Source organism: Streptomyces altiplanensis (genome assembly GCF_053591575.1).
Window position 1 is genome coordinate 1 of record NZ_JBSFUB010000108.1, and the last position, 22610, is coordinate 22610.

18 protein-coding genes are annotated in these 22610 nt (G+C 73.9%); 10 read left to right on the top strand and 8 right to left on the bottom strand.

From position 1 onward, the window contains the following. Positions 1 to 145: 145 nt before the first annotated feature. The 4 genes from alc to ACWD0Y_RS31100 form a co-directional block, all read right to left on the bottom strand. Complete coding sequence (alc, locus tag ACWD0Y_RS31085; RefSeq protein ID WP_450263634.1) at positions 146 to 1282, bottom strand: allantoicase; 1137 nt, start codon at positions 1280 to 1282, stop codon at positions 146 to 148. Between the two features lie 125 nt (positions 1283 to 1407). Continuing rightward, positions 1408 to 2316: a LysR family transcriptional regulator gene (locus ACWD0Y_RS31090; protein WP_450263635.1), complete on the bottom strand. Its 909-nt coding sequence runs from the start codon at positions 2314 to 2316 to the stop codon at positions 1408 to 1410. A 40-nt stretch (positions 2317 to 2356) separates the two neighbouring features. Beyond that, positions 2357 to 3283, bottom strand: a complete 927-nt coding sequence (locus ACWD0Y_RS31095; RefSeq protein ID WP_450263636.1) for a DMT family transporter — start codon at positions 3281 to 3283, stop codon at positions 2357 to 2359. A 52-nt stretch (positions 3284 to 3335) separates the two neighbouring features. Next, a complete protein-coding gene (locus tag ACWD0Y_RS31100; RefSeq protein WP_450263637.1) occupies positions 3336 to 4268 on the bottom strand; it encodes an EamA family transporter in 933 nt (310 codons plus the stop codon). Positions 4269 to 4371: 103 nt separating this feature from the next. Here ACWD0Y_RS31100 and ACWD0Y_RS31105 point away from each other — a divergent pair, with 103 nt between their 5' ends. Beyond that, the gene (locus tag ACWD0Y_RS31105; protein ID WP_450263638.1) at positions 4372 to 4869 is read left to right on the top strand and encodes a MarR family winged helix-turn-helix transcriptional regulator; all 498 of its coding nucleotides are present in this window, start codon (positions 4372 to 4374) and stop codon (positions 4867 to 4869) included. Between the two features lie 196 nt (positions 4870 to 5065). Here the strand turns inward: ACWD0Y_RS31105 and ACWD0Y_RS31110 are convergent, their stop codons facing one another. The 3 genes from ACWD0Y_RS31110 to ACWD0Y_RS31120 are packed head-to-tail and all read right to left on the bottom strand — an operon-like array spanning position 5066 to position 7878. After that, the gene (locus ACWD0Y_RS31110; protein WP_450263639.1) at positions 5066 to 5296 is read right to left on the bottom strand and encodes a hypothetical protein; all 231 of its coding nucleotides are present in this window, start codon (positions 5294 to 5296) and stop codon (positions 5066 to 5068) included. 20 nt (positions 5297 to 5316) lie between these two features. After that, on the bottom strand, positions 5317 to 7620 hold the full coding sequence (gene malQ / locus ACWD0Y_RS31115; protein WP_450263640.1) for a 4-alpha-glucanotransferase: 2304 nt from the start codon (positions 7618 to 7620) through the stop codon (positions 5317 to 5319). Beyond that, positions 7621 to 7878 carry a hypothetical protein gene (locus ACWD0Y_RS31120; RefSeq protein WP_093800818.1) on the bottom strand — a complete coding sequence of 86 codons (258 nt, stop codon included), beginning with the start codon at positions 7876 to 7878 and terminating at the stop codon, positions 7621 to 7623. It lies immediately after the preceding gene. A 186-nt stretch (positions 7879 to 8064) separates the two neighbouring features. Between ACWD0Y_RS31120 and ACWD0Y_RS31125 the strand changes: the two genes are divergently transcribed. After that, on the top strand, positions 8065 to 11085 hold the full coding sequence (locus ACWD0Y_RS31125) for a beta-N-acetylglucosaminidase domain-containing protein (RefSeq protein WP_450263641.1): 3021 nt from the start codon (positions 8065 to 8067) through the stop codon (positions 11083 to 11085). A 105-nt stretch (positions 11086 to 11190) separates the two neighbouring features. Here the strand turns inward: ACWD0Y_RS31125 and ACWD0Y_RS31130 are convergent, their stop codons facing one another. Next, entirely contained in the window at positions 11191 to 11727 is a 537-nt protein-coding gene (locus ACWD0Y_RS31130; protein ID WP_450263642.1) for an HNH endonuclease, read from the bottom strand. Between the two features lie 247 nt (positions 11728 to 11974). Here ACWD0Y_RS31130 and ACWD0Y_RS31135 point away from each other — a divergent pair, with 247 nt between their 5' ends. The 8 genes from ACWD0Y_RS31135 to ACWD0Y_RS31170 form a co-directional block, all read left to right on the top strand. Then, positions 11975 to 13039: a mechanosensitive ion channel family protein gene (locus ACWD0Y_RS31135; RefSeq protein ID WP_450263643.1), complete on the top strand. Its 1065-nt coding sequence runs from the start codon at positions 11975 to 11977 to the stop codon at positions 13037 to 13039. Between the two features lie 226 nt (positions 13040 to 13265). Then, positions 13266 to 14429: an ROK family transcriptional regulator gene (locus ACWD0Y_RS31140; RefSeq protein ID WP_450263647.1), complete on the top strand. Its 1164-nt coding sequence runs from the start codon at positions 13266 to 13268 to the stop codon at positions 14427 to 14429. Between the two features lie 253 nt (positions 14430 to 14682). Beyond that, a complete protein-coding gene (locus ACWD0Y_RS31145; protein ID WP_450263644.1) occupies positions 14683 to 15948 on the top strand; it encodes a 6-phospho-beta-glucosidase in 1266 nt (421 codons plus the stop codon). Continuing rightward, positions 15939 to 16907, top strand: a complete 969-nt coding sequence (locus ACWD0Y_RS31150) for an N-acetylglucosamine kinase (protein ID WP_450263645.1) — start codon at positions 15939 to 15941, stop codon at positions 16905 to 16907. Before ACWD0Y_RS31145 ends, ACWD0Y_RS31150 begins: the two co-directional genes overlap by 10 nt. A 360-nt stretch (positions 16908 to 17267) precedes the next feature. Beyond that, entirely contained in the window at positions 17268 to 18551 is a 1284-nt protein-coding gene (locus ACWD0Y_RS31155) for a hypothetical protein (RefSeq protein ID WP_450263648.1), read from the top strand. Between the two features lie 125 nt (positions 18552 to 18676). Then, positions 18677 to 19612: a glutamate ABC transporter substrate-binding protein gene (locus ACWD0Y_RS31160; RefSeq protein WP_450263649.1), complete on the top strand. Its 936-nt coding sequence runs from the start codon at positions 18677 to 18679 to the stop codon at positions 19610 to 19612. A gap of 70 nt (positions 19613 to 19682) precedes the next feature. Then, positions 19683 to 21053, top strand: coding sequence for a hypothetical protein (locus tag ACWD0Y_RS31165; RefSeq protein ID WP_450263646.1), 1371 nt, complete (start codon positions 19683 to 19685; stop codon positions 21051 to 21053). A 41-nt stretch (positions 21054 to 21094) separates the two neighbouring features. Continuing rightward, positions 21095 to 22610 (top strand): serine/threonine protein kinase (locus ACWD0Y_RS31170; protein ID WP_450263650.1); only part of this gene is annotated, 1516 nt, incomplete at its 3' end.

Here is a 22610-nt window from a genome sequence, read left to right on the forward strand (position 1 = left end):
CGTGCCGTGGGTCTTCCAGGCGGTGGCATCGCTGTTGACGAGCTTGTTGCCGTTTCCGCCCGGCATGTTGTCGGGGTCCACGGTGATGGGCCGGGCGCTGTACCGCTGCCGTCCGCCGGGCGGGGATCTGGTGGGCGGGAGCCGGCTACCGGCCGGCCACGTCCTCGTAGCGGGCCCGCAGCTCGGCCGCGCCCTGCTCGGTGAGCGCCCCGTGCAGCCGCATCCGGGCGACGCCGCCGTCGGGGAAGGCGTCGAGGCGGACGTGGGTGGCGACGGCCTGGGCCGGGAGCTTGAAGCGGTGCAGGGTGTCGGGCTGGAGCCTGGTCCGCGGGATGATCTCGAACCACTCGCCGCTCTCGCCGTTGCGCCCGCTCAGGGCGATCCAGCCGGCCGAGTTGCCCTTGAGGTACGCCGTGTCGATCTCGACGGCGCGAATGGCGCCCTGCGCGACGAGGCGGAAGCGCACCCAGTCGTTGGTGTCGCGGACGCGGCGGCGGCGGTTCTCCCAGCCGTCGTCCATCTTGCGCGAAGTCCCCGGCAGGATGATCTGCGTCGGCGACGAGTAGAACTTGTCGGAAGCGTCCTCGTACACACCGCCGTTGAGTACGGAGACGAGGTCGACGGTCCCGAGAAGGTCCAGCCACTGGGGGTCGGGCACGACTTCGCCGTGCACGCGCAGGCGGGCGACGCCGCCGTCGGGGTGCTGGCACAGGCGGATGTGGGTGAAGCGCCGCTCGCTCGTGATCTCGAACCCGTTGGCCGCGTGTCCGCGCACGGGCGTGGGGGCCACGATCTCTTCCCACTTCACCTCGGGGTCGAGGAGCTGCTCGGGGCTGGGCGAGCCCTCGACCGCGGTGGCCTGGACGCTCACGCGCTGCGGGTAGTTGCCGCGGAAGTGGGCGGTGTCGACGATGATGCCGCGGATGACGCCGGGGGCGCCGAGGCGGACGATGGCCCAGTCGTGGTCGTCGGGCGCCGGGAAGGGGTGCGACCCGTCGGTGCCGCGCCGGCGCCGGGTCTCCCAGCCGTCCATGATCTTGCCCTTGTGGCCGAAGTGCTCGGGGTCGAAGACGGCACGCTCGCGGATGAGGAGGTTCTCGCGCTCGGCGAAGAACTCGTCGTTGGCGGCGATGACACCGGCTCCCAGGCGCCGGTCGGCCAGGTCGACCAGCTCGGTGAAGGGGAAGTCCCCGCCCCGGTAGTCGGCGTACGGGTCACCTCCGCCGTAGGGGGCGGCGTCGTTGGCGTGCGGGTCTTCGGGGTGCGCGTCGGTCGTCGTCATGCTCCGACTGTCACAGCCCACGACCGGTCAGGTCCATCGAAAGTTTCTGGACAAGCTTTGAAGCAGGGCTGAACGGTTGAGGGAGGAGGGAGCGCGGGACGGGGCGGGAGGCGGCCCCGCCCCGGTCACGGCGTCCGCGCCGTCGCCACCTCGCGCAGGGACGACAGCACGCGGGCCACCGCCGGGCCCGCCTCCGCTCCGCGGCGTACCGCCGCCACCACGTGGCGCTGGGGCTGGTCCGCGCTCAGGACCCGCATGACCACCCCCGTACGCCGCTCCGCCGACGCCATCCGCGGAATCAGGGCCACCCCCATCCCCGCCTCGACCATGGCCAGGATCGCCGTCCAGCCGGCGGCGCTGTGCGCCTGCTCCGGCACGAAGCCCGCCGCCTCGCACGCGTGGCGGGTGATCTCCGACCACGGCCCGCTCCCGCCGAAGATCCACGGCTCGCCCGACAGGTCCGCCAGCCGCAGGCCCGGCGCCGCCGCCAGCGGATGCCCGGCCGGGAGCGCCACGTCCAGCGGGTCGGCCAGCAGCGGGAAGCGGGCAAGCTGGGGGTCGCGGGCGGTAGGGGCGTGCGCCGCCAGCGACAGCGCCAGGTCGACCGCCCCGCTCGCCAGGAGTTCGTACGCCTCGGCGGCCTCGGCCTCCCTGACCCGTACCTCCAGCGCGGGATGTGTCGTACGGAGCCGCTGCACCGCCGGTACGACCAGCGCCGGCACGGCCGTCGAGAACGCCCCGATCCGTACCTCTCCCGCCTCCCCGCGCACGTACCCCGTCAACTCGGCGTCGGCCTGCTCCAGTTGGGCGAAGACCGCCTCCGCGTGACGCAGGACCAGGTGGGCCGCGTCGGTGAGGCGCACCCGCCGCCCGTGCGCCTCCAGCAGCGGTACGCCGAGCTGCTTGCCGAGGTTGGACAGCTGCTGCGAAACGGCCGACGGCGTCATCAGCAACGCCTCGGCCGTCGCGGTCACGGTCCCCCGGTCGCGCAGGGTCCGCAGGATCCGCAGCTTCTTGATGTCCCACTCGATCATGGGACGGAATCTATCCCGGCCCGTCACCGGCCCCCGCCCGTCACCGGCCCCGGCTCGCCCCGAGCATCACGCCGCCCAGGATCAGCGCCATGCACAGGATCTGCATCGGTCCCGTCGCCTCACCCAGCAGAGCGAAGGAGAGCAGAGCCACGCACACCGGCTGGAGGTAGTAGACGACGCCCGCCCGCGCCGCGCCGATCAGCGCGATCGCCCTGTTCCAGGCGAAGAAGGCGACGGCGGACGAGAAGACGCCGACGTAGACCAGCGGCCCTGCCGTTCCGGCCGTCGGCTCGAAACCGCCCTGGAGGGCGAGGCTGACGGCGTACGCCGGCGCCAGCATCAGCGCGCCGAGCACGAACGTACTGAACAGGAAGGCGAGTCCGCCGATCCCGGCCGGTTTGCGGCGCAGCAGCGCGCTGTACGAGCCGAAGCAGACCGCCGCCGCGAGCATCCACAGATCGCCGGTGGCGAAGTCCGGGGCGAGCGAGCCCTTGCTGACCAGGAGCAGCACTCCGGCGCAGGCGACCAGCATCCCGGTGGTGCGGCGGGCGCCGAGGCGGGCGCCGCCCAGGCGTTCGCAGACGGCCATCAGGACCGGCGAGGCCGCCATGATCATGCCCATGTTGCCCGCGGAGGTGGAGAGCCCGGCCTGGTTGACGAGGGTGTTGTAGACGGTGACGCCGAGGAGTGAGGCGAGGGTGAGGAACCCCAGGTGGCGCCGGAGCAGCTCTCGTTGGCGCCACGCCTCGCGGACCGCGAAGGGGGCCACGGCGACGATCGCCACGATCCAGCGCCAGAAGGCGGCCTGCACGGGCGGGACGGAGTCGTGGAGGGCGCGGGAGGTGACGAAGCTGCCGGACCAGACGACCGTCGCGACGGCGGCGAGGACGAGGCCGACGGCCGACGCCTTCTCCGCCTTCCCGGCCGTCGGTTCGCCGCCGGTACGGACACGGTCCTGGACTGCCACTGGTATCCCCTCGCTCCGCTCCCCCGCCGGGAGCCTCGGTTGCGTCCGGGACCTACCGTCGCAGCACCCCATCCATCAGGTCCATCGAATCTTTCCGATCATTCCCTTCAGCTGAACTGAACGATTTGGGCTTGGCCGCCCCCCTCTGGCCCAGCAGCGTCGCCCCGAACGCGATCGCCATCCCCAGGAGCTGCACCGGCGTCAGCGCCTCCCCCAGCGCCGCCCAGCCGATGACCGCCGCGCTCAGCGGCGACAGCGGGCCGAGGAAGGTCACGGAGGTCGCGGTGAGCCGGCCGATGCCGCGGAACCACAGCCAGTACGCGACCGCCGTGTTGACCAGCGCCAGATAGAGGTAACCGGCGACGGCCCGCCCGTCCAGCGCCGGCGGCGCGCCCTCCGCCAGGAGCGCGACGGGCGCGATCAGCAGTCCGCCCGCGGTGAGCTGCCAGCCGGTCATGACCAGCGGGCCCACCCCCTCGGGCCGCCCCCAGCGCTTGGTCAGTACGGTCCCGGCCGCCATCGAGGCGGAGGAGGCGAGCGCCGCCAGCACGCCGGCCGTGTCCAGCGCGGCGGTGGCGCGCAGCACCACCAGGCTCACGCCGAGCGCCGCCGCGATCCCGGTCAGCAGGGTGCGCACGGTCGGCTTCTCGCTGAGCAGCAGCACCGCGAGCCCCGCCACCCACAGCGGCCCGAGCGAACCGAAGACCGCCGCCATGCCGCCGGGCAGCCGGTACGCGGAGAGGAAGAGCAGCGGGAAGAACGCCCCGATGTTCAGCGCCCCGAGCACGGCCGCCTTCCCCCACCAGGCGCCGCGCGGCAGCGTCCTGGCGATCGCGAGCAGCACGAGCCCGGCGGGCAGGGCGCGCATCAGACCGGTGAAGAGCGGCCGGTCGGGCGGCAGGAATTCCGTGGTGATGGCGTACGTCGAGCCCCAGGAGACGGGCGCGAGCGCGGTCAGAGCGATGGTTCCGGCGCGGTTCGTCACGCTCACCCCTCAAAGTAGGTTGACGGAAAGTAGCTTACTTTCAAGCTACTTTCCGTCAAGCAACTTTCTTGCGGCCGACCGGAACTCTGCCGATACTGCGGACATGACGACCAAGGACCCCGTCGACGCCATCACCGCCCAGTGGGCCGAGGTGCGCCCCGAACTCGACACCGCCCCGATGGCCGTCTTCGGCCGCGTCTACCGGATCGCACGCACCATGGGCGACCGCATCGAGAAGGTGTACGCCCGGTTCGGGGTCTCACGCGGCGAGTTCGACGTCCTCGCGACGCTGCGCCGCTCCGGTGAGCCGTACACCCTCTCGCCGCGCCAGCTCTCCGCGACGCTGATGCTCACCACCGGCGGGATGACGGGCCGGCTCGACAAGCTGGAGCGGGCCGGGCTGCTGAGCCGCAGCCCCGATCCGCACGACCGGCGCGGACTGCGAGTGACGCTCTCCGAGCGCGGTCTCGCGCTCGTCGACGAGGCGGTGGTGGCCGGTCTGGAGATCCAGCACGAGGCGCTCGAAGGGCTCGGCGAGGAGCAGGTCGAGCAGCTCCAGGAACTGCTGCGGCGGCTGCTCGCCGGATCGGCCCGGACGTAGCCCGCCGTAGGGGAACACGCCGTACGGAACCTGCCGTACGGCCCCGTACGCAAACACGTCGAGGGCGTCCTCGTCCGTACGCGGATCGCGGTACGGACGAGGACGCCCTCGGTACGACTCGGAAATCAGAAAGCCGTGCCCGCCGGCAGGACCGCTGCTGTCAGGTCTGCCGTCAGGAGCGCCGTCAGGTCTGCCGTCAGACCTGCTTCTTGGACTTGTCCAGCACCATGACGAGACCCGTGATCACCGCGAACAGCGCGATCGGGGCCACGACATACAGGCCGAGCGTCTCGGCCACACTCAGGCCGGGACCCGGGTCGTCGCCGTCGTCGCGGGTGAGCGCGAGCGCGGGGGACGACATGAGCAGCATCATCAGCGTCGTACCGGCCGCGACGGCGCCGGCGCGCAGGGCGTTCTTCTTGTCCACGGTGCAAACGTAGCGAACGCCTAAGCGGGCCGCGCGCCCGGGGGTGCCATAGGGGGTTCCGCAGGGGGTGCCGAGGGCGCCGCACGGGTCCGGAAGACGTCGATCAGGTCGTGCAGGCGGGGTGACGCGGCGAGTTCCTCCAGGGTGACGGGGCGCCCTTCGGCGTCGGCGACCGGCAGACGCCAGTTGGGGTACTGGTCCCAGGTGCCGGGCAGGTTCTGCGGCCGCCGGTCGCCCACCGCGTCCGGCAGCCAGATGCCGACCATCCGGGCCGGGGTGCGCAGCAGGAAGCGGTAGACGGCGCGGATCCCGCCCTCCTCGTCGCCCGTGCCCTCCGGCAGCAGACCGAGCCTGGCCAGGTACGACAGCCAGTCGGCGATCTCGACGGACGCCTCGGCCCGCTCGTCCGCCAGGGGCCGGGTGAGCAGGCCGAGCCGGTGGCGCAGCGCGACGTGCTCGCCCGTCAGGCGGGCGGCGGTGGACGGCAGGTCGTGGGTGGTGGCGGTGGCCAGGCAGTGCTCGCGCCAGGCCTCCGGGGGCAGCGGTTCGCCCGTACCGGCCCAGTCGCGCTCGAACCACAGCACCGACGTGCCGGACACACCGCGCTCGGCGAGGGCGTCCCGCACACCCGGTTCGACCGTGCCCAGGTCCTCCCCTATGACGCTCGCGCCCGCCAGGTGGGCCTCCAGGGCGAGTACGGCGAGCATCGCGTCCGCGTCGTACCTGACGTACGTCCCGTCCGTCGGCGGGCGGCCCTCCGGGACCCACCAGAGCCGGAACAGCCCCATGACGTGGTCGATGCGCAGGGCGCCCGCGTTGCGCAGGAGCCCGCGCAGCAGGCCGCGGAAGGGGGCGTACGCGGCGGCGGCCAGGGCGTCGGGGCGCCACGGGGGCAGTCCCCAGTCCTGGCCGAGCGCGTTGAAGGCGTCCGGCGGGGCGCCGACCGACATGCCGCGCGCGTAGGCGTCCTGCTGCGCCCAGGCGTCGGCGCCGCCGGGGTGCACACCGACGGCCAGGTCGTGGACGATGCCGACGGGCATGCCCGCCTCGCGGGCGGCGTGCTGGGCCGCCGCCAGCTGACAGTCGGTGAGCCAGGCCAGCCAGCAGTACAGGTCGACGCGGTCGTACAGCTCGTCCCGGGCGCGCGCGACGGCGGCGGAGCGCGGGTCGTCGCGCAGTTCGGCCGGCCAGGCGTGCCAGTCGGAGCCGTGCACCTCGGTGAGCGCGCACCAGGTGGCGTGGTCCTCCAGGGCCGTGCCCTGCTCGGCCAGGAAGTCGCAGTAGGCGGCGCGGCGGCCGGGGCCGAGCGGGACGGGCCGCACCAGCTCCAGGGCTTCCTTCTTGAGCTCCCACACCGCGTCGCGGTCGATCAGCCCGCCCTTGTTCAGGACGCCGTCGCGCAGGGCCTCGGCCCGCTCCAGCAGCCCGTCGAGGCGCGCCCGGTCCCCCGCCGGGACATGGGCGTACTCGGGAACGTCCTCGACCCTCAGGTGCACGGGGTCGGGGAAGCGGCGCGAGGAGGGGCGGTACGGCGACGGGTCGGTGGGCGCACCGGGAACGGCCGCGTGCAGCGGGTTGATCTGCACGAATCCGACGCCGAGGGAGCGCCCGGACCAGGCGGCGAGCTCGGCGAGGTCACCGAGGTCGCCCATGCCCCAGGAGCGCCGGGACAGGAGGGAGTAGAGCTGGACGAGGAGCCCGTAGGTGCGGCCGGGCTGCTGCGGGACCCGGCCGGGCGCGACGACGAGCGTGGCGGCGTCCTCCGTCCCGTCCGGTGTGCGCGCCGACAGCCGGTGCACTCCGAGAGGCAGCTGCCGCCACCCCTCGCCCGCGACGGACGGCGGCGCGACGGCTCCGGGGGCGGGAACGGGGCCGGCCGCTTCCTCTTCTTCCTCGCGCGGCGGGGCCCCGGGCGGGCTCTGCGGGCCCGGAGACGGAAGGGCATGGGACGGAAGGGCATGGGACGGAAGGGCATGGGACGAAGGGGCCTGGGACGGATCCGGGGGCGGGGACCCCCACTCCACCGCCGGACCCTGTTCCGTCTCGACGCGCAGCACGGTGCCCGCGGGCAGGCCCGCGAGGGCGGGCGGCGGCTGCGGGCCGTCCTCGCCCGCCCAGGACACCACCGTGGTGGGCAGCAGACGGCGGGCGGCGGCCTCGTGGGTTTCGAGGGCCGTACGCACCGCCTCGGGCGTACGCGCGTCGACGCCCAGGGCCGCCAGCACGGCGATCACCGTGTCGTCGGGGACCTGGAGCGTGCGGTGCGCCGATGGCTGGTAGGACGTGGCGACGCCGTGCAGGGCCGCGAGCCGGGCTAGGCCCATCTAGACCCCCGTGGGCTCCGTGCCCGATGCCGTGCCGTGGGCTGTCGGTTCGCTGGTCAGGGGGGCGGCGTCGGCCATCGGGGGCTCGCTGGTGAGCGGCGCGGCGTCGGCCATCGGGGGCTCGCTGGTCAGGGGCGGCTCGGTGGTGAGCAGCGGCTCGGCGAATCCCGCGTCGAGCGGGAATCCGGCGTCGAGGCCGGTGCGGGGGGACGGCACCGGTTTGGACAGGGCGGAAAGGAGAAGCTGTGCGGCGGCCACAGGGGCCTCCCTACGGTGGACTGTGCGGACACAGCAGCCCTACCCAATGGGCAGGGCCGCAGACGTATACATTCCATCAACGTGTCCCGCGTCACACTCGCTTCTCTGTATGAAAATTGACACCCGGGCGGACGGGTGGTGGGCTCTGGGCCCACAGGAGAAGCTGACGCGACTGAGGAGACGGCCGTGCAGTTCGGGCGCAGGAGAGGCGCGACCGCCGTCGCGGTCGCCGTCATTGGCGGGCTGCTCGGTGGCGCGCACGGCGCGTTCGCCGCCCCTTCCGACCCCGACCCCACAGCGCCCGCCACGCCCGCGGCCACGACGCAGGACCGCGAGAACGGCACCGCCCTGCCCGCCGTGTGGCCGCGTCCGCAGTCGATACGGGCGGCCGGGCAGCCGGTGCGGGTGGGCCGGGAGGCGGTGCTCGTCACGGAGCCGGGGTCCGATCCGTACGCCGTGCGGGCCGTCGAAGAGCTGCTGCGCGGCGCGGGGGTGCAGACGCTGTACAGCGTCGGGCCCGGCGAGCCGCTGCCCGCGCGCGGTCTGGTCGTACGGGCGGGCGGCACCGGCGCGCAGGACGCGCTGCGCGCCCTGCGCGCGCCCCAACGCGCCGATCTGCCGTCCGGGGGATACCGGATCGCCGTCGGTCTCGTCGAAGGCCGCGAGACGGTCGCGCTCGACGGCGTCGGCGACGACGGCCTCTTCCACGCCGCCCAGACGCTGCGTCAGCTGGTGACGGCCGCCCCGGGCGGCAAGGACGTCAAGCAGATAGCCGGGGCCGTGATCCACGACTGGCCCGGGACAGCGGTGCGCGGCATGACCGAGGGCTTCTACGGGCAGCCGTGGACGCGCGGACAGCGCCTGGCCCAGATCGACTTCATGGCCCGTACCAAGCAGAACCGGTACCTCTACGCGCCCGGCGACGACCCGTACCGCCAGGCCCGCTGGCGCGAACCGTACCCGGCGGACCGGCGCGCCGACTTCCGCGCGCTCGCCGAACGGGCCCGCAGCAGCCATGTGACGCTCGGCTGGGCCGTGGCCCCCGGGCAGGCGATGTGCATGTCGTCCGACGACGACATCAAGGCGCTGAACCGCAAGTTCGACGCGATGTGGGCGCTCGGGGTGCGCTCCTTCCAGCTCCAGTTCCAGGACGTCAGCTACAGCGAGTGGCACTGCGACGCGGACGTGCGCGCCTTCGGCTCGGGCCCGGAGGCGGCGGCGAAGGCGCACGCGCGGGTGGCCAACGCGGTGGCGAAGCACCTGGCGGAGCGGCACCCGGGGTCCGAGCCGCTGTCCGTGATGCCGACGGAGTTCTACCAGGAGGGCGACACCGACTACCGGCAGGCGCTCGCCGAGCGGCTGGACGGCGGGGTGCAGGTCGCGTGGACGGGCGTCGGCGTCGTGCCGAAGACGATCACCGGGCGCGAACTGGCGGGAGCGCGGGCCGCGTTCCGGCACCCGCTGGTCACCATGGACAACTATCCGGTCAACGACTACGCGCAGGACCGTATCTTCCTCGGCCCCTACACGGGCCGGGAGCCCGCCGTCGCGACCGGCTCCGCCGCTCTCCTCGCCAACGCCATGGAGCAGCCCTCCGCCTCCCGCATCCCGCTGTTCACGGCCGCCGACTACGCCTGGAACCCGCGCGGTTACCAGCCGCAGGAGTCCTGGAAGGCGGCGATCGACGACCTGGCGGACGGCGACGGCCCGGCCCGCGAGGCCCTGCGGGCGCTGGCCGGGAACGACGCCTCCTCCGTCCTGGGCGGCGAGGAGTCGGCGTACCTGCGTCCGCTCGTCGAGAGCTTCTGGCGGTCGCGCACGTCCACCGACGCGGGCGTACGGGACGTCGCGGCGAAGCGGCTGCGCGCCGCCTTCACGGCGATGCGCGAGGCCCCCCGGCAGCTCCGGAGTCCGGCGGGCGGCGCATTCGACGACGAAGTACGGCCGTGGACCGAGCAGTTGGCGCGCTACGGCGAGGCGGGTGAGGTGTCCGTCGACCTGCTCCAGGCGCAGGCGCGCGGCGACGGCCCGGCCGCGTGGCGCGCCTCGCTCGACCTGGACGCGCTGCGCGGCTCCCTCAAGGCGAGCCGGGTCACCGTCGGCAAGGGCGTGCTCGACTCCTTCGTGGCGAAGGCCGCCAGGGCGGCGGACGCCTGGACCGGCGCGGACCGCAAGGCGGGCAGCGTCTCCGAGAGCGCCGGCTCGTACACCGTGACCCTCGACAGGCCGCGTCCCGTCGAGGCGCTGACCGCCATGACCGAGCCGGGCACGGGCGAGGGCGCGGCCGTCGAGGCCCATGTCCAGGGCCAGGGCTGGCGGCGCGTCGGCACCCTCTCCGGCAGCGGCTGGACACAGACAAACGCCAAGGGCGCGCGCGTGGACGCTGTGCGCCTGTCCTGGAACGCGGGCGGCGGCGCGCCCGTGGTGCACCGTGTGGTGCCGTGGTTCGCGGACGAACCGCGCGCCGGGCTGCGCCTGGAGCGCAGCGAGACGGACGCGGAGATCGGCGGGAAGCCGCAGCGCGTCACGGTGCGGCTGACCGGGCAGCGCCCCGAGGAGGTGCGCGGCCGGCTGACGGCCGCGCCGCCCAAGGGCATCGGGGTGAAGGCCCCGCGGGAGACGACGGTGCCGCGCGGCACGTCCACCGCCGTTCCCCTGGACATCACGGTCGACAAGGCCGTCCCCTCGGGCGAGTACCGGATCCCGGTCGCCTTCGACGGCCAGGACAGCGTCCTGACCGTGCGCGCCTTCCCGCGCACGGCCGGGCCGGATCTGGTGCGCGGCGCGGGTGTCGGGGTGTCGTCGTCCGGCGACGAGACCGCCGACTTCCTCGCGCCGAACGCGGCCGACGGCGACCCGGCCACGCGCTGGACGTCGCCGGTGGGACCCTCCGCGTGGTGGCAGGCCGAGCTGGCGGAGCCGGTGCGGCTGGGCCAGGTCGTACTGCACTGGCAGGAGGCGTACGCGAAGAAGTACCGCGTCCAGGTGTCCGAGGACGGCCGCACCTGGCGCACGGCGGCGACCGTCAGGGACGGGCGCGGCGGGCACGAGGCGGTGCGGATGGACGCGAAGGGCGCCCGGTTCGTGCGGGTGCAGTGCGACGAGCGGGCGCTGCCGTACGGCTACTCGCTGTTCGCGGTGGAGGCGTACGCGGTGGACGAGCCCCCCGCGAAGGCGGACCCGGCGGACGAGGCCCCCGCGGGATAGCGGCCGGGGGCGGGGGCCCTGCGGTGCTTCCCCCGCCCCGCCCCTTCCCGGACCGGGACTCCGTCCCCGTCCCCGCCCCCGGGGGAACGGCGAAGGCCCGGGTCCTCAGGCGGAGACGCCGTCGATCCGGGCCAGCGCGTCGTCCGCGCCGAACGGCTGCAAGTACGGCAGCCACCGCGGATCCCGGTGCCCGGTCCCGATGATCCGCCAGGCCAGCCCGGACGGCGGGGCGGGCTGGTGGCGCAGGCGCCAGCCGAGCTCCATGAGGTGCCGGTCGGCCTTGACGTGGTTGCAGCGGCGGCAGGCCGCCACGACGTTCTCCCAGGCGTGCTGTCCCCCGCGACTGCGCGGAACGACGTGGTCGACGCTGGTTGCGACGCCACCGCAGTACATGCAGCGCCCGCCGTCCCTGGCGAAGAGCGCACGGCGGGTGAGAGGGACGGGGCCCCGGTAGGGGACCCGCACGAACCGTTTCAGCCGGACGACGCTGGGGGCCGGGACGGCGCGGGTCGCACTGTGCATGAAGGCGCCGGATTCCTCGAGGCAGACAGCCTTGTTCTCCAGGACGAGGACGAGCGCGCGGCGGAGCGGTACGACGCCGAGCGGCTCGTACGACGCGTTGAGGACCAGGACATGCGGCACGGATGCCTCCTATAACGCCGGCGGCGCGTGGCTCGCGCCGGGACGATCTGCTCTCAGTCTCTCCTCATGCCTGGTCGAAGCGCCACCACGTCCGGGTAACGGGCTCGGAGTGTTTTCGACCACACGGCTTTCCCGGTCTTCATGCCCTGGTGAGTCTTGTCTCTCCCTCGAACAAGGCGCCGGACCAAGCGGGATGCCCCGTTAGTGTGGTTGGTCCCCCCCTGTCTTCCGCCTGGAGGTCCCCGCCGTGCTGTGGTCCGCTGTGTCGGCCGCCGATCCGACATCCGAACCGGTCACCCTCGACGAGGCCGCGCAGCAGGCGACCAACGCCGCGAGCTGGGTCGAGGAGAACTGGTCCACCTGGCTGAGCGTGGGCCTGCGCATCCTGCTGATCGTCGTGATCGCCGCCGTGCTGCGTACGGTCATCCGCCGCTCGCTCACCAAGCTGATAGCCCGCATGAACCGCAGCGCCCAGGCGGTCGAGGGCACCGCGCTCGGCGGCCTCCTGGTGAACGCCGAGCGGCGCCGCCAGCGCTCGGAGGCGATCGGGTCCGTCCTGCGGTCCGTCGCGTCGTTCCTGATCCTCGGTACGGCCGCCCTGATGGTGCTCGGCGCGCTCAACATCAACCTGGCGCCGCTGCTCGCCTCGGCGGGTGTGGCCGGTGTGGCACTCGGTTTCGGCGCGCGCAACCTCGTCACCGACTTCCTCTCCGGCGTCTTCATGATCCTGGAGGACCAGTACGGCGTCGGGGACAGCATCGACGCGGGTGTCGCCTCGGGCGAGGTGATCGAGGTCGGCCTGCGCGTGACGAAGCTGCGCGGCGAGAACGGTGAGATCTGGTACGTCCGCAACGGCGAGATCAAGCGGATCGGCAACCTCAGCCAGGGCTGGGCCACGGCCGGGGTCGACGTCCAGGTGCGCCCCTCCGAGGACCTGGACCGGGTGCGGGAGGTCATCGTCAAGACCTCCGAGGAGTTCGCCAAGGCCGAGCCGTGGAACGAGCTGCTGTGGGGCCCGGTCGAGGTGCTGGGCCTGGACTCGGTGCTGCTGGACTCGATGGTGGTGCGGCTCTCCGCGAAGACGATGCCGGGCAAGGCGCTCGGGGTGGAGCGGGAACTGCGCTGGCGCATCAAGCAGGCCTTCGACCGGGCGGGGATCCGGATCGTCGGCGGCCCGGTGCCGCTCGGCCAGGAGGAGGTGCCGGCCGATTCGACGGCGGGCATGTCGGCGCCGTCCGCGCTGGCCAGTCCGACGTCCCCGCAGTCCCTCGCCGCGTCTCCGATCCCGCCGGCCACGAACCTCTCCAAGTAACGCCGGGCGATTCCGTACGTCCGTCCAGTGCCCCCGCGGGCAACGCTTCGGCTGCCGCGGGGGCGCTGTGCGTGGCGGGCCCCCTTGACGCCCGGCGTGCGCGCGCCCTACGGTCACCGCACCGGACAGGAAACTTTCCTTACAGTGGTGTCGGGAGAGCGGGCGACCGAAGGGCGGGTGCTGTGCCGTGGCCGGAACACCGGGGACGCCGCGCGTCCTGCGCGCGATGAACGACCGTGCCGCGCTCGACCTGCTCCTGGAGCACGGCCCCCTCTCCCGCACGAAGATCGGCAAGCTCACCGGTCTCTCCAAGCCCACCGCGTCCCAGCTGCTCGTCCGCCTGGAGACCGCCGGCCTCGTCGTCGCCACCGGTACGACCGAGGGACGCCCGGGGCCGAACGCGCAGCTGTACGCGGTCAACGCGCGGGCCGCGCACGTCGCCGGCCTCGACGTGACGCCCCGGCGCATCCGCGCCGCCGTGGCGGACATCACCGGTGAGACCGCCGGCGTGTTCGAACTGCCGACCCCGCCGGGCCGCGCCGAGTCCGTCGTGCGCCAGGTGACCGAGGCGCTCGACGGCGCGGTGAAGGCCGCCGGGCTCGTACGGTCCGACGTGCACCGGGTCGTCATCGGCACCCCGGGCGCCTTCGACCCCGGCACCGGACGGCTGCGGTACGCCTCCCACCTCCCCGGCTGGCACTCCCCCGCCCTCCTCGACGACCTGGCGGCCGCGCTGCCCCTGCCCGTCGAGTACGAGAACGACGTGAACCTGGCCGCCGTCGCCGAGCAGCGCCTGGGCGCGGCCCGGGGCCATCAGGACTTCGTACTGCTGTGGAACCACGGCGGCCTCGGCGCGGCGCTGGTGATCGGCGGGCAGCTGCACCGCGGCTGGACCGGTGGCGCCGGCGAGGTCGGGTTCATGCCGGTGCCGGGCTCCCCGCTCGTACGCCGGGTGACCAGGGCCAACTCCGGCGGCTTCCAGGAGCTGGCGGGCGGGCAGGCCGTGCCCCGGCTGGCCCGGGAGCTCGGCATCGCGGTGCCGCCCGGGGCGACGTACACCGATGAGGCGATCGCGCTGATCGGCGAGGCGTCCCGGGCGGCCGGCGGACCGTACCGGGAGCTCCTCCGGTCCTTCGCGACCGGGATCGCGACCGGCCTCGCCTCCATGGTCGCGGTCCTCGACCCCGAACTGATCGTGCTGTCCGGCGGGGTCCTCGTCGCCGGCGGCGAACCGCTGCGCGCGCTGGTCCAGGCGGAACTGGCCGAGCTGGCCGCGCCGCGGCCCCGGCTCGCCGTCGGCTCCGTACAGGAGCAGCCCGTACTGCGCGGGGCGCTGGAGAGCGCCCTCGCCACCACGCGCGACGAGGTCTTCGACACCACCTTCCGCTAGTCCCCCTCTTCCACGCCTGGAACGACCAGCGACCGCTTCGGACCGCGGGTCCACGCCTGCGGGAACCCGGCCGCCCGGCCGCTCCCGTACGGGCTCGCGTCGTTCACGGCGCGCACCACACCGACCGGAACCCGACCATGGCCGCGACCGTCCCGGGCGCGGCCCCTGTGACCGTCGTCTTCCTCCTCGCCCCCGAGGCGTTCGTCGAAGGCGTCACACCGACCGGAGCGAAGGGCTGATGACGAGGACTGGCATGAAGCTCGCAGTAGTGGGTGGCGGTTCCACCTACACCCCCGAATTGATCGACGGTTTCGCCCGTCTGCACGGCACCCTGCCGGTCGAGGAGCTCGTCCTCGTCGACCCGGCCGCCGACCGCCTCGGCCTGGTGGGCGGGCTCGCCCGCCGCATCTTCGCCAAGCAGGGCCACCCGGGGCGCATCACGACCACCTCCGACCTCGACGCGGGCGTGGCGGACGCCGACGCGGTGCTGCTCCAGCTCCGCGTCGGCGGACAGGCCGCCCGCAACCAGGACGAGACGTGGCCGCTGGAGTGCGGCTGCGTCGGACAGGAGACGACGGGCGCGGGCGGCCTCGCCAAGGCGCTGCGTACGGTCCCGGTCGTCCTGGACATCGCCGAGCGGGTGCGCCGCGCGAACCCGGACGCCTGGATCATCGACTTCACCAACCCGGTCGGCATCGTCACGCGGGCGCTGCTCCGGGCCGGCCACAAGGCCGTCGGCCTGTGCAACGTCGCGATCGGCTTCCAGCGGAAGTTCGCGAAGCTGCTGGAGGTGGCGCCCGCCGACGTACACCTGGACCACGTCGGTCTCAACCACCTCACCTGGGAGACGGGCGTACGCCTCGGCGGCCCCGGGGGCGAGGACGTGCTGCCGGAGCTGCTCGCCGGGCACGGCGACGCGATCGCCGGGGACCTGCGCCTGCCGCGCGCGGTGCTCGACCGCCTCGGTGTCGTCCCCTCCTACTACCTGCGCTACTTCTACGCGCACGACGAGGTCGTCAGGGAGCTGGGCACCAAGCCGTCGCGGGCGGCGGAGGTGGCGGCGATGGAGAAGGAACTCCTCGCCCTGTACGGCGATCCGGCGCTCGACGAGAAGCCGGCGCTGCTCGCCCGGCGCGGCGGCGCCTTCTACTCGGAGGCGGCGGTGGACCTGGCGGCGGCGCTGCTGGGCGACGGCGGCAGCCCCGTGCAGGTCGTCAACACGTACAACAACGGCACGCTGCCCTTCCTCGCGGACGACGCGGTCATCGAGGTCCAGGCCCGGGTCGGCCGGACGGGCGCCACGCCGCTGGCCGTGCCGGAGCTGGACCCGCTGTACGCGGGGCTCGTCGCGAACGTGACGGCGTACGAGGACCTGGCCCTGGAAGCGGCGCTGCACGGCGGCCGGGAGCGCGTCTTCAGGGCGCTGCTCGCCCACCCCCTGATCGGCCAGTTCGAGTACGCCGAGGGGCTCACCGACCGCCTGATCGCACACAACCGGGAGCACCTGACGTGGGCGTGACCGCAGCCGTGATCGCCATCGACGCGGGCAACAGCAAGACGGACGTGGCGGTGGTCGGGCCGGACGGTTCGGTCCTGTCGGCCGCGCGCGGCGGCGGCTTCCAGCCGCCGGTGACCGGGGCCGGGCCGGCGGTCGACGCGCTGGCGGAGGTGGTGGGCCGGGCGCTGGAGGAGGCGGGCGCGACGGCCGCCGAGCACGTCTCCGCCTGCCTCGCCAACGCCGATCTCCCGGTCGAGGAGGAGGAGTTGGGGGCCGCCGTCCACGCGCGGGGGTGGGGCCGTACGACGGAGGTCCGCAACGACACCTTCGCCGTGCTCCGGGCGGGGGCCGACGAGCCGCGCGGTGTCGCGGTGGTCTGCGGTGCGGGCATCAACTGCGTCGGCATGCTTCCCGACGGCCGCACCGCCCGCTTCCCCGCGATCGGCCGGCTCTCCGGCGACTGGGGCGGCGGCGGGGGCCTGGCGGAGGAGGCCCTGTGGTGCGCGGCGCGGGCGGAGGACGGCCGGGGCGAGCCCACGGAGCTGGCGCACGCCCTTCCGGCGCACTTCGGCCTGGACTCGATGTACGCGCTGATCGAGGCGCTGCACCTGGGGCGCATCGCGCCTGCCCGCCGGCACGAACTGGCGCCCGTGCTCTTCGCCGTCGGCGCGCGGGGGGACCGGGTCGCCCGGTCGATCGTGCACCGCCAGGCCGAGGAGGTCGTCGTGATGTCGACGGTGGCACTCGGACGCCTGGGGCTGCTCGACGAGGAGGCGCCGGTGCTGCTGGGCGGCAGCGTGCTGGCGGCGCGCCATCCGGAGCTGGACGACCGCATCGCGGCCCTCATGTCCGAACGGGCCCCGAAGGCGGTCCTGCGCGTGGTGACGGCGCCGCCGGTGCTGGGCGCGGCGCTGCTGGGCCTGGACCGTACGGCGGCCCCGGCGGAGGCGCACGAGCGCCTGCGGGCGCATTACGCGTGAGCGGGGGCGGGCCCGGGGGCGGCGGGGGCGCGGCGGGAGTGCGGTCGCCCGCGGCGCGCTCCCGCCGCGCCCCTCCCGGAAGCCGGGGCGGGCCCCGGGCCGCCGTACGGGAACCGAACAGATCTACGCCGCGTATACATGGTGGGGGGATCGGAACGGGCGGGACCTTGATCGGCGCAAGATCCAGTCAATCCTGGTGTGGATACGGGTGCCTGCGGCCATACTGCTTGCCGGGCACCGTCCCCCCGACGCACCGGGAGGCGACAGGCCGTCCATGACCGAGGGGGAGGTCACGTGGCACACCCGTCGAGCGGGCACGAAGCGCAGCCGCCCGCGCGGAACACCGCGTGGTCGGAGGGCGTGGCCCGGCTGCGCGCCGCGGCGACGACCGAGCCCGGCCGGCTGCGTGTCATCGGCGCCTTCGTGGCCGCGCTCGTCGTGGCGTTCGGAGCGGTGACGGCCTGGGAGATCTCGGACCGCACGGCGGCCGCCGACGACGTGGTGACCCGCAGTCAGCGCCTGAGCGCGGACGCCGCGAGCATCTACCGCTCGCTGGCGGACGCCGACTCCGCCGCGGCGAGCGGTTTCCTGGCGGGGGCGCAGGAACCGCAGGACGTGCGCGAACGGTACGAGAAGGACATCTCGACCGCTTCGGCGCTGCTCGTGAAAGCCGCGGCCGGCACGGACAGCACCAGCGCCTCCGGACGCGAGATCGCCACGCTCAACAGCCAACTCCCGCAGTACACCGGCCTGGTGGAGCGCGCCCGTGCCAACAACCGCCTCGGCCTGCCCCTGGGCGGCGCCTATCTGCGGTACGCGAACGAGCGCATGACCACCGAGCTGCTGCCCGCCGCCGAGCGGCTCTACACGGCGGAGACCGGCCGGCTCGGGGACGACTACGACGACGCCCGGGCATGGCCGTTCGCCGCACTCGCACTCGGAGTCCTGGCGCTGGGCGGCCTGTTCTGGGCCCAGCGGCGCAACTACCGGCGTACGAACCGGGTGTTCAACCTCGGACTGCTGGCCGCGAGTGCCGCCTCGGCCGTCGTCCTGCTGTGGCTCGGCGCCGGGCACGCCCTGGCGCGGTCCGCACTGGAGGACGCCATGGCGCACGGCCAGGAGTCGCTCGAAGTGCTCAACGACGCGCGCATCCACTCGCTGAACGCGCGCGCCAACGAGAATCTCACCCTGGTCGCGCGCGGCGCCGTACTGGCCGAGGACGGCAAGCGCGACCTCTACGAATCGCAGTACGCGAACGGCATGAAGGTGCTCGGCCGGCGCCTCGGACAGGCGCGCGAGCTCGCCGACGACCCCCGGGGCAGGGGCCCGGTGGCGCAGGCGGCCACGAAGACCGAGGAGTGGCGCGAGCGGCACGCGGCCGCGCGCGCGGCCGACGACGGCGGCGACTACGAAGGCGCCCTGGAGAAGGTCATCGGGGACGAGGGCTCCACGGGCGCCTCCTTCAACGCGGTCGACGCGTCGCTGGAGAAGGCGCTCGCCCACGAGCAGGCGGAGTTCACCCGGGCCGCCGGGAGCGGGCGCGGCGCGCTCACCGGGCTGCCGCTGGGCGCCGCGGCCCTGGCGGTGCTCGGCGCGACGGGTGCGGTGCTCGGCATCGGGCGCAGGCTTTCGGAGTACAGGTGACTGGGGTGGGAGGAGGCGCGGTGGCCGAGGCGGGCAGCGGGACCGGGGCCGGGACCGACGGCACGGCCGGCCCCGGGGCCGGCCGCGGGGGCAGCAGACTGCGCGGCTGGGGCGGGGTGGCCGGGATGGCCGCGGCCTGCGCGCTGACGGCCGCGGTGACGCTGCTGCCGCTCTCCCACGGCGCCGGGGACGGCGGAGCGGGGGCGGCGGAGCCGGACCTGACGCGGGCGTCCGCCGCGCGGGCGGACACCTGCGAGGAACCGGAGCGCAGTCTGCGGCCCTCGGACGAGGACGGTCCGGCGATCGAGAAGATCAAGGAGCGGGGCAGGCTGATCGCGGGCGTCGACCAGAACAGCTTCCGCTGGGGCTACCTCAATCCGGCCACCGGCGACCTCGAAGGCTTCGACATCGACCTCGTGCGCGCCATAGCCGAGGACATACTCGGCGACCCGGACAAGGTCACCTACCGCGCGATACCGACCAACCAGCGCATCCTCGCCCTCCAGGAGGACAGGGTCGACGTCGTCGTCAGGACGATGACGGTCAACTGCGCCCGGATCAAGGACGTCGCCTTCTCCACCGCCTACTTCCAGGCGGGACAGCAGGTGCTGGCCCCCGAGGAGTCGGCGGTCGAGGGCTACGACGAGTCGCTCGCCGGCAAGAGGGTCTGCACGGCGAAGGGCTCCACGGCGTACGACGCGCTGGCCGCGAAGTCGTTCGGCGCCAGGTTCGAGGGCTTCACCGTCTCCAGCCAGCTCGACTGCCTGGTGCGGCTCCAGCTCGGCGAGGTGGACGCGGTGGTGACGGACAACGCCCTGGCGGCCGGGCAGGCCGCGCAGGACCCGGCGGTCGAACTGAAGGGCGAGCCGTTCACCCGGGAGTTCTACGGCGTCGCGACGAAGCTCGGCAACGACGACCTGGTGCGCCGGATCAACCGGGTGCTCGACGACTACCGCAGGGGCGGCGACAGCGGGCCGTGGATGCGGGCGTACGGCAAATGGCTGAAGGAGGACCTGCCCGGCATCAGGAAACCGCCGGAACCGAAGTACCGGGACAATTGACCCGGCCGATTCCTGGGCAGTGACTCCTGGCACGACCACACGGAGCAGCGGAAGAGCGGAGAGGTGATCGATGGGCGTGGCGGGTGCCACCGGGCCGGTGATGGACCGGGACGAGGTGGACCGTGCGCTGGCGCGGCTCGGCGCGGAGTACGAGGCGATCGAGAGCTCGCTCCTCGCGCTGCAGGACCACGCGGGCCGCAGGCTGCTCGAAGGCGCCGAGCTGACGGGCGTCACGAAGGACCGCTGGGCCGCCGCCGAGCAGGCGATAGCGCTGCTGTGGTCGTACTTCGACGCGTACACCGCCGCCCTGCGCGGCGCCCGTGAGCTGCGGGCGAGGCGGCGCTGGCCCAGCCGCGAGGACCTGGCCGAGCTGACCGACGTACTGCGCGGCGAGAGCGTGACCGTCGCGGGCGGCGCGGTGGCGGGCGGCGCGGTGGCTGCCGCCGCCCAGTCGTCGGCGACGCCGTCCGCACCGCCGGTCACCGGGATCACGGGACCCGCGAAGCTCTCCGAGCGGTTCACGCTGGCGGCGCTGGTGTCCCGGATGAACGATCTGTACGCCCACTCGCTCGACATGATCGTCACCGCGGACGCGGTGTGGTCCGCGCTGCCCGCCCGGATCGACCTCCTGGCGGCGGAGCTCCAGCGCACCCGTTCGCTGGCCCACTCCGTCGGCGTACGGCCGGGCGAGCACCCCTCGGGCGACGACCTGGAGTCGATCACCCACGAGCTGGCGATACTGCGCGCCCAGGTGGTGACCGACCCGCTCGCCTTCTGGCGCCCGGGAATGGGGAGTTCGGCGCCGGGCGGCGGCCGGCCCGACACCGAGCGCTACGACCGGGCCGCCCGCGCGCTGGAGGACGTCAGGCGCGAGATCGAGGCGGTGCTGACCGTACGGCAGGACGCCGAGCAGCGGCTGGTACGGCTGCGCGACGTGCTCTCGCGCGCGGACCGCACGCTGACGGAGGCCAGGTCGGCGCGCGGCGAGGTGCTGGCGAAGATCGCCGCCTCCGAGGTGCCCGCGGTCGGCGGCCCGCCCACCGCGCTCCAGGAGCGGCTGGCGCTGGCGGCCGACTACCGCAGGCACGCCCAGTGGCACCGGCTGTCGCCGCTCCTGGAGTCCCTGGAGCGCGAGGCCGAGGACGAACTGCTGCGGGCGCGCGAGTCGCTGACCGCGGTCACCGCGCCGCTGGCGGTCCGCGCGGAGCTGCGCGGCCGGCTCGACGCGTACCGGGCGAAGGTCGCCCGCCACGGCATGGCGGAGGACCCGCTGCTGATCGAGCGGTACGACGCGGCCCGCCGGATGCTGTGGAGCGCGCCGTGCGACCTGCGCGTCGCCGAGCAGGCGGTGCTGCGGTATCAGCAGGCGGCGGCGGAGCTGCTGGTTCCGCGGCAGTCCGGTCCCACGGACCGCACGGACCACAGGGGGAGAACACCGTGAGCGAGTGTCAGCGCCCCGAATGCGCGGGATCGTACGAGGACATGGGCGGCGGCGAGACGTACTGCGACACGTGCGGACTCGCACCGGTCGTCTCGCCGTCCGGCCTGCTGTCCTCGCCGCCGACCGGGATCGCGGCCGGCGGACGCGGCAGCACGTCCGCCCGGAGCGGCTCCCGGCCCTCGGCCCGCGCCTCCTCCCGCTCGTCGCGGTCCTCCACCTCGCGCCGCCCGGTCTCCGGCCGCCTCTCCCGTTCCCTGCCGGGCACCGCCGCGTCCCGGTCGGTCTCGGCCCGCAGTTCCGGTACGCCGACGGGTTCGTCCGGGCGCAACCGGCTGGGCGCGGGCCTGGTCTCCGTGCCGGAGGTGCCGCGCCCCGATCCGCGGTCCGCGGTGATGGAGAACCCGGAGGTCCCGGAGCGCAAGCGGTTCTGCTCGCGCTCCGACTGCGGTGCTCCGGTGGGGCGTTCGCGCGGGGAGCGGACCGGGCGCACCGAGGGGTTCTGCACCAAGTGCGGGCACCCGTACTCCTTCGTGCCCAAGCTGGGCGCGGGCGACATCGTGCACGGCCAGTACGAGGTCATGGGCTGCCTGGCGCACGGCGGTCTCGGCTGGGTCTACCTCGCGGTCGACCGCGCGGTCTCGGACCGGTGGGTCGTGCTCAAGGGCCTGCTCGACACGGGCGACCAGGACGCGATGGCGGCGGCGATCTCGGAGCGGCGCTTCCTCGCCGAGATCGAGCACTCCAACATCGTCCGCATCTACAACTTCGTCGAGCACCTCGACCAGCGCACCGGCTCCCTGGACGGCTACATCGTCATGGAGTACGTCGGCGGGAAGTCCCTCAAGGAGATCGCCAACGAGCGCCGCGGCGCGACGGGCCGGCGCGATCCGCTGCCGGTCGAGCAGGCGTGCGCGTACGGCATCGAGGCACTGGAGGCGCTGGGACACCTGCACAGCCGCAACCTGCTGTACTGCGACTTCAAGGTCGACAACGCCATCCAGCAGCAGGACCAGCTGAAGCTCATCGACATGGGCGCGGTCCGCAGGATGGACGACGACGAGAGCGCGATCTACGGCACGGTGGGGTACCAGGCGCCCGAGGTCGCGGAGGCCGGGCCGTCCGTCGCCTCCGACCTCTACACGGTGGCGCGCACGCTGGCGGTGCTGACCTTCGACTTCCAGGGCTACACGAACGTCTTCGCGGACAGCCTGCCCGACCCCGGCCACATCGAGGTCTTCCAGCGGTACGAGTCCTTCTACCGGCTGCTGGTCCGGGCGACCGACCCGGACCCGGCGCGGCGGTTCGCGTCGGCGACGGAGATGGCGGAGCAGCTGACGGGCGTGCTGCGGGAGGTGGTGGCCCTCCAGACGGACCGCCCGCGCCCCGCGCTCTCCACCCTGTTCGGACCCGAACTGCGGGTGACGGACACCCAGTTGTTCGCGGACCTGGCGGGGGACGTGTCGCAGCTGGGCGGCCGGGCCGCCCCGGCGGGCCGGCGGGCACCCCGGCCCCGACGTCCTGGCCACCGTCGAGTTCCTCGGCGAGCACGGCATCCCC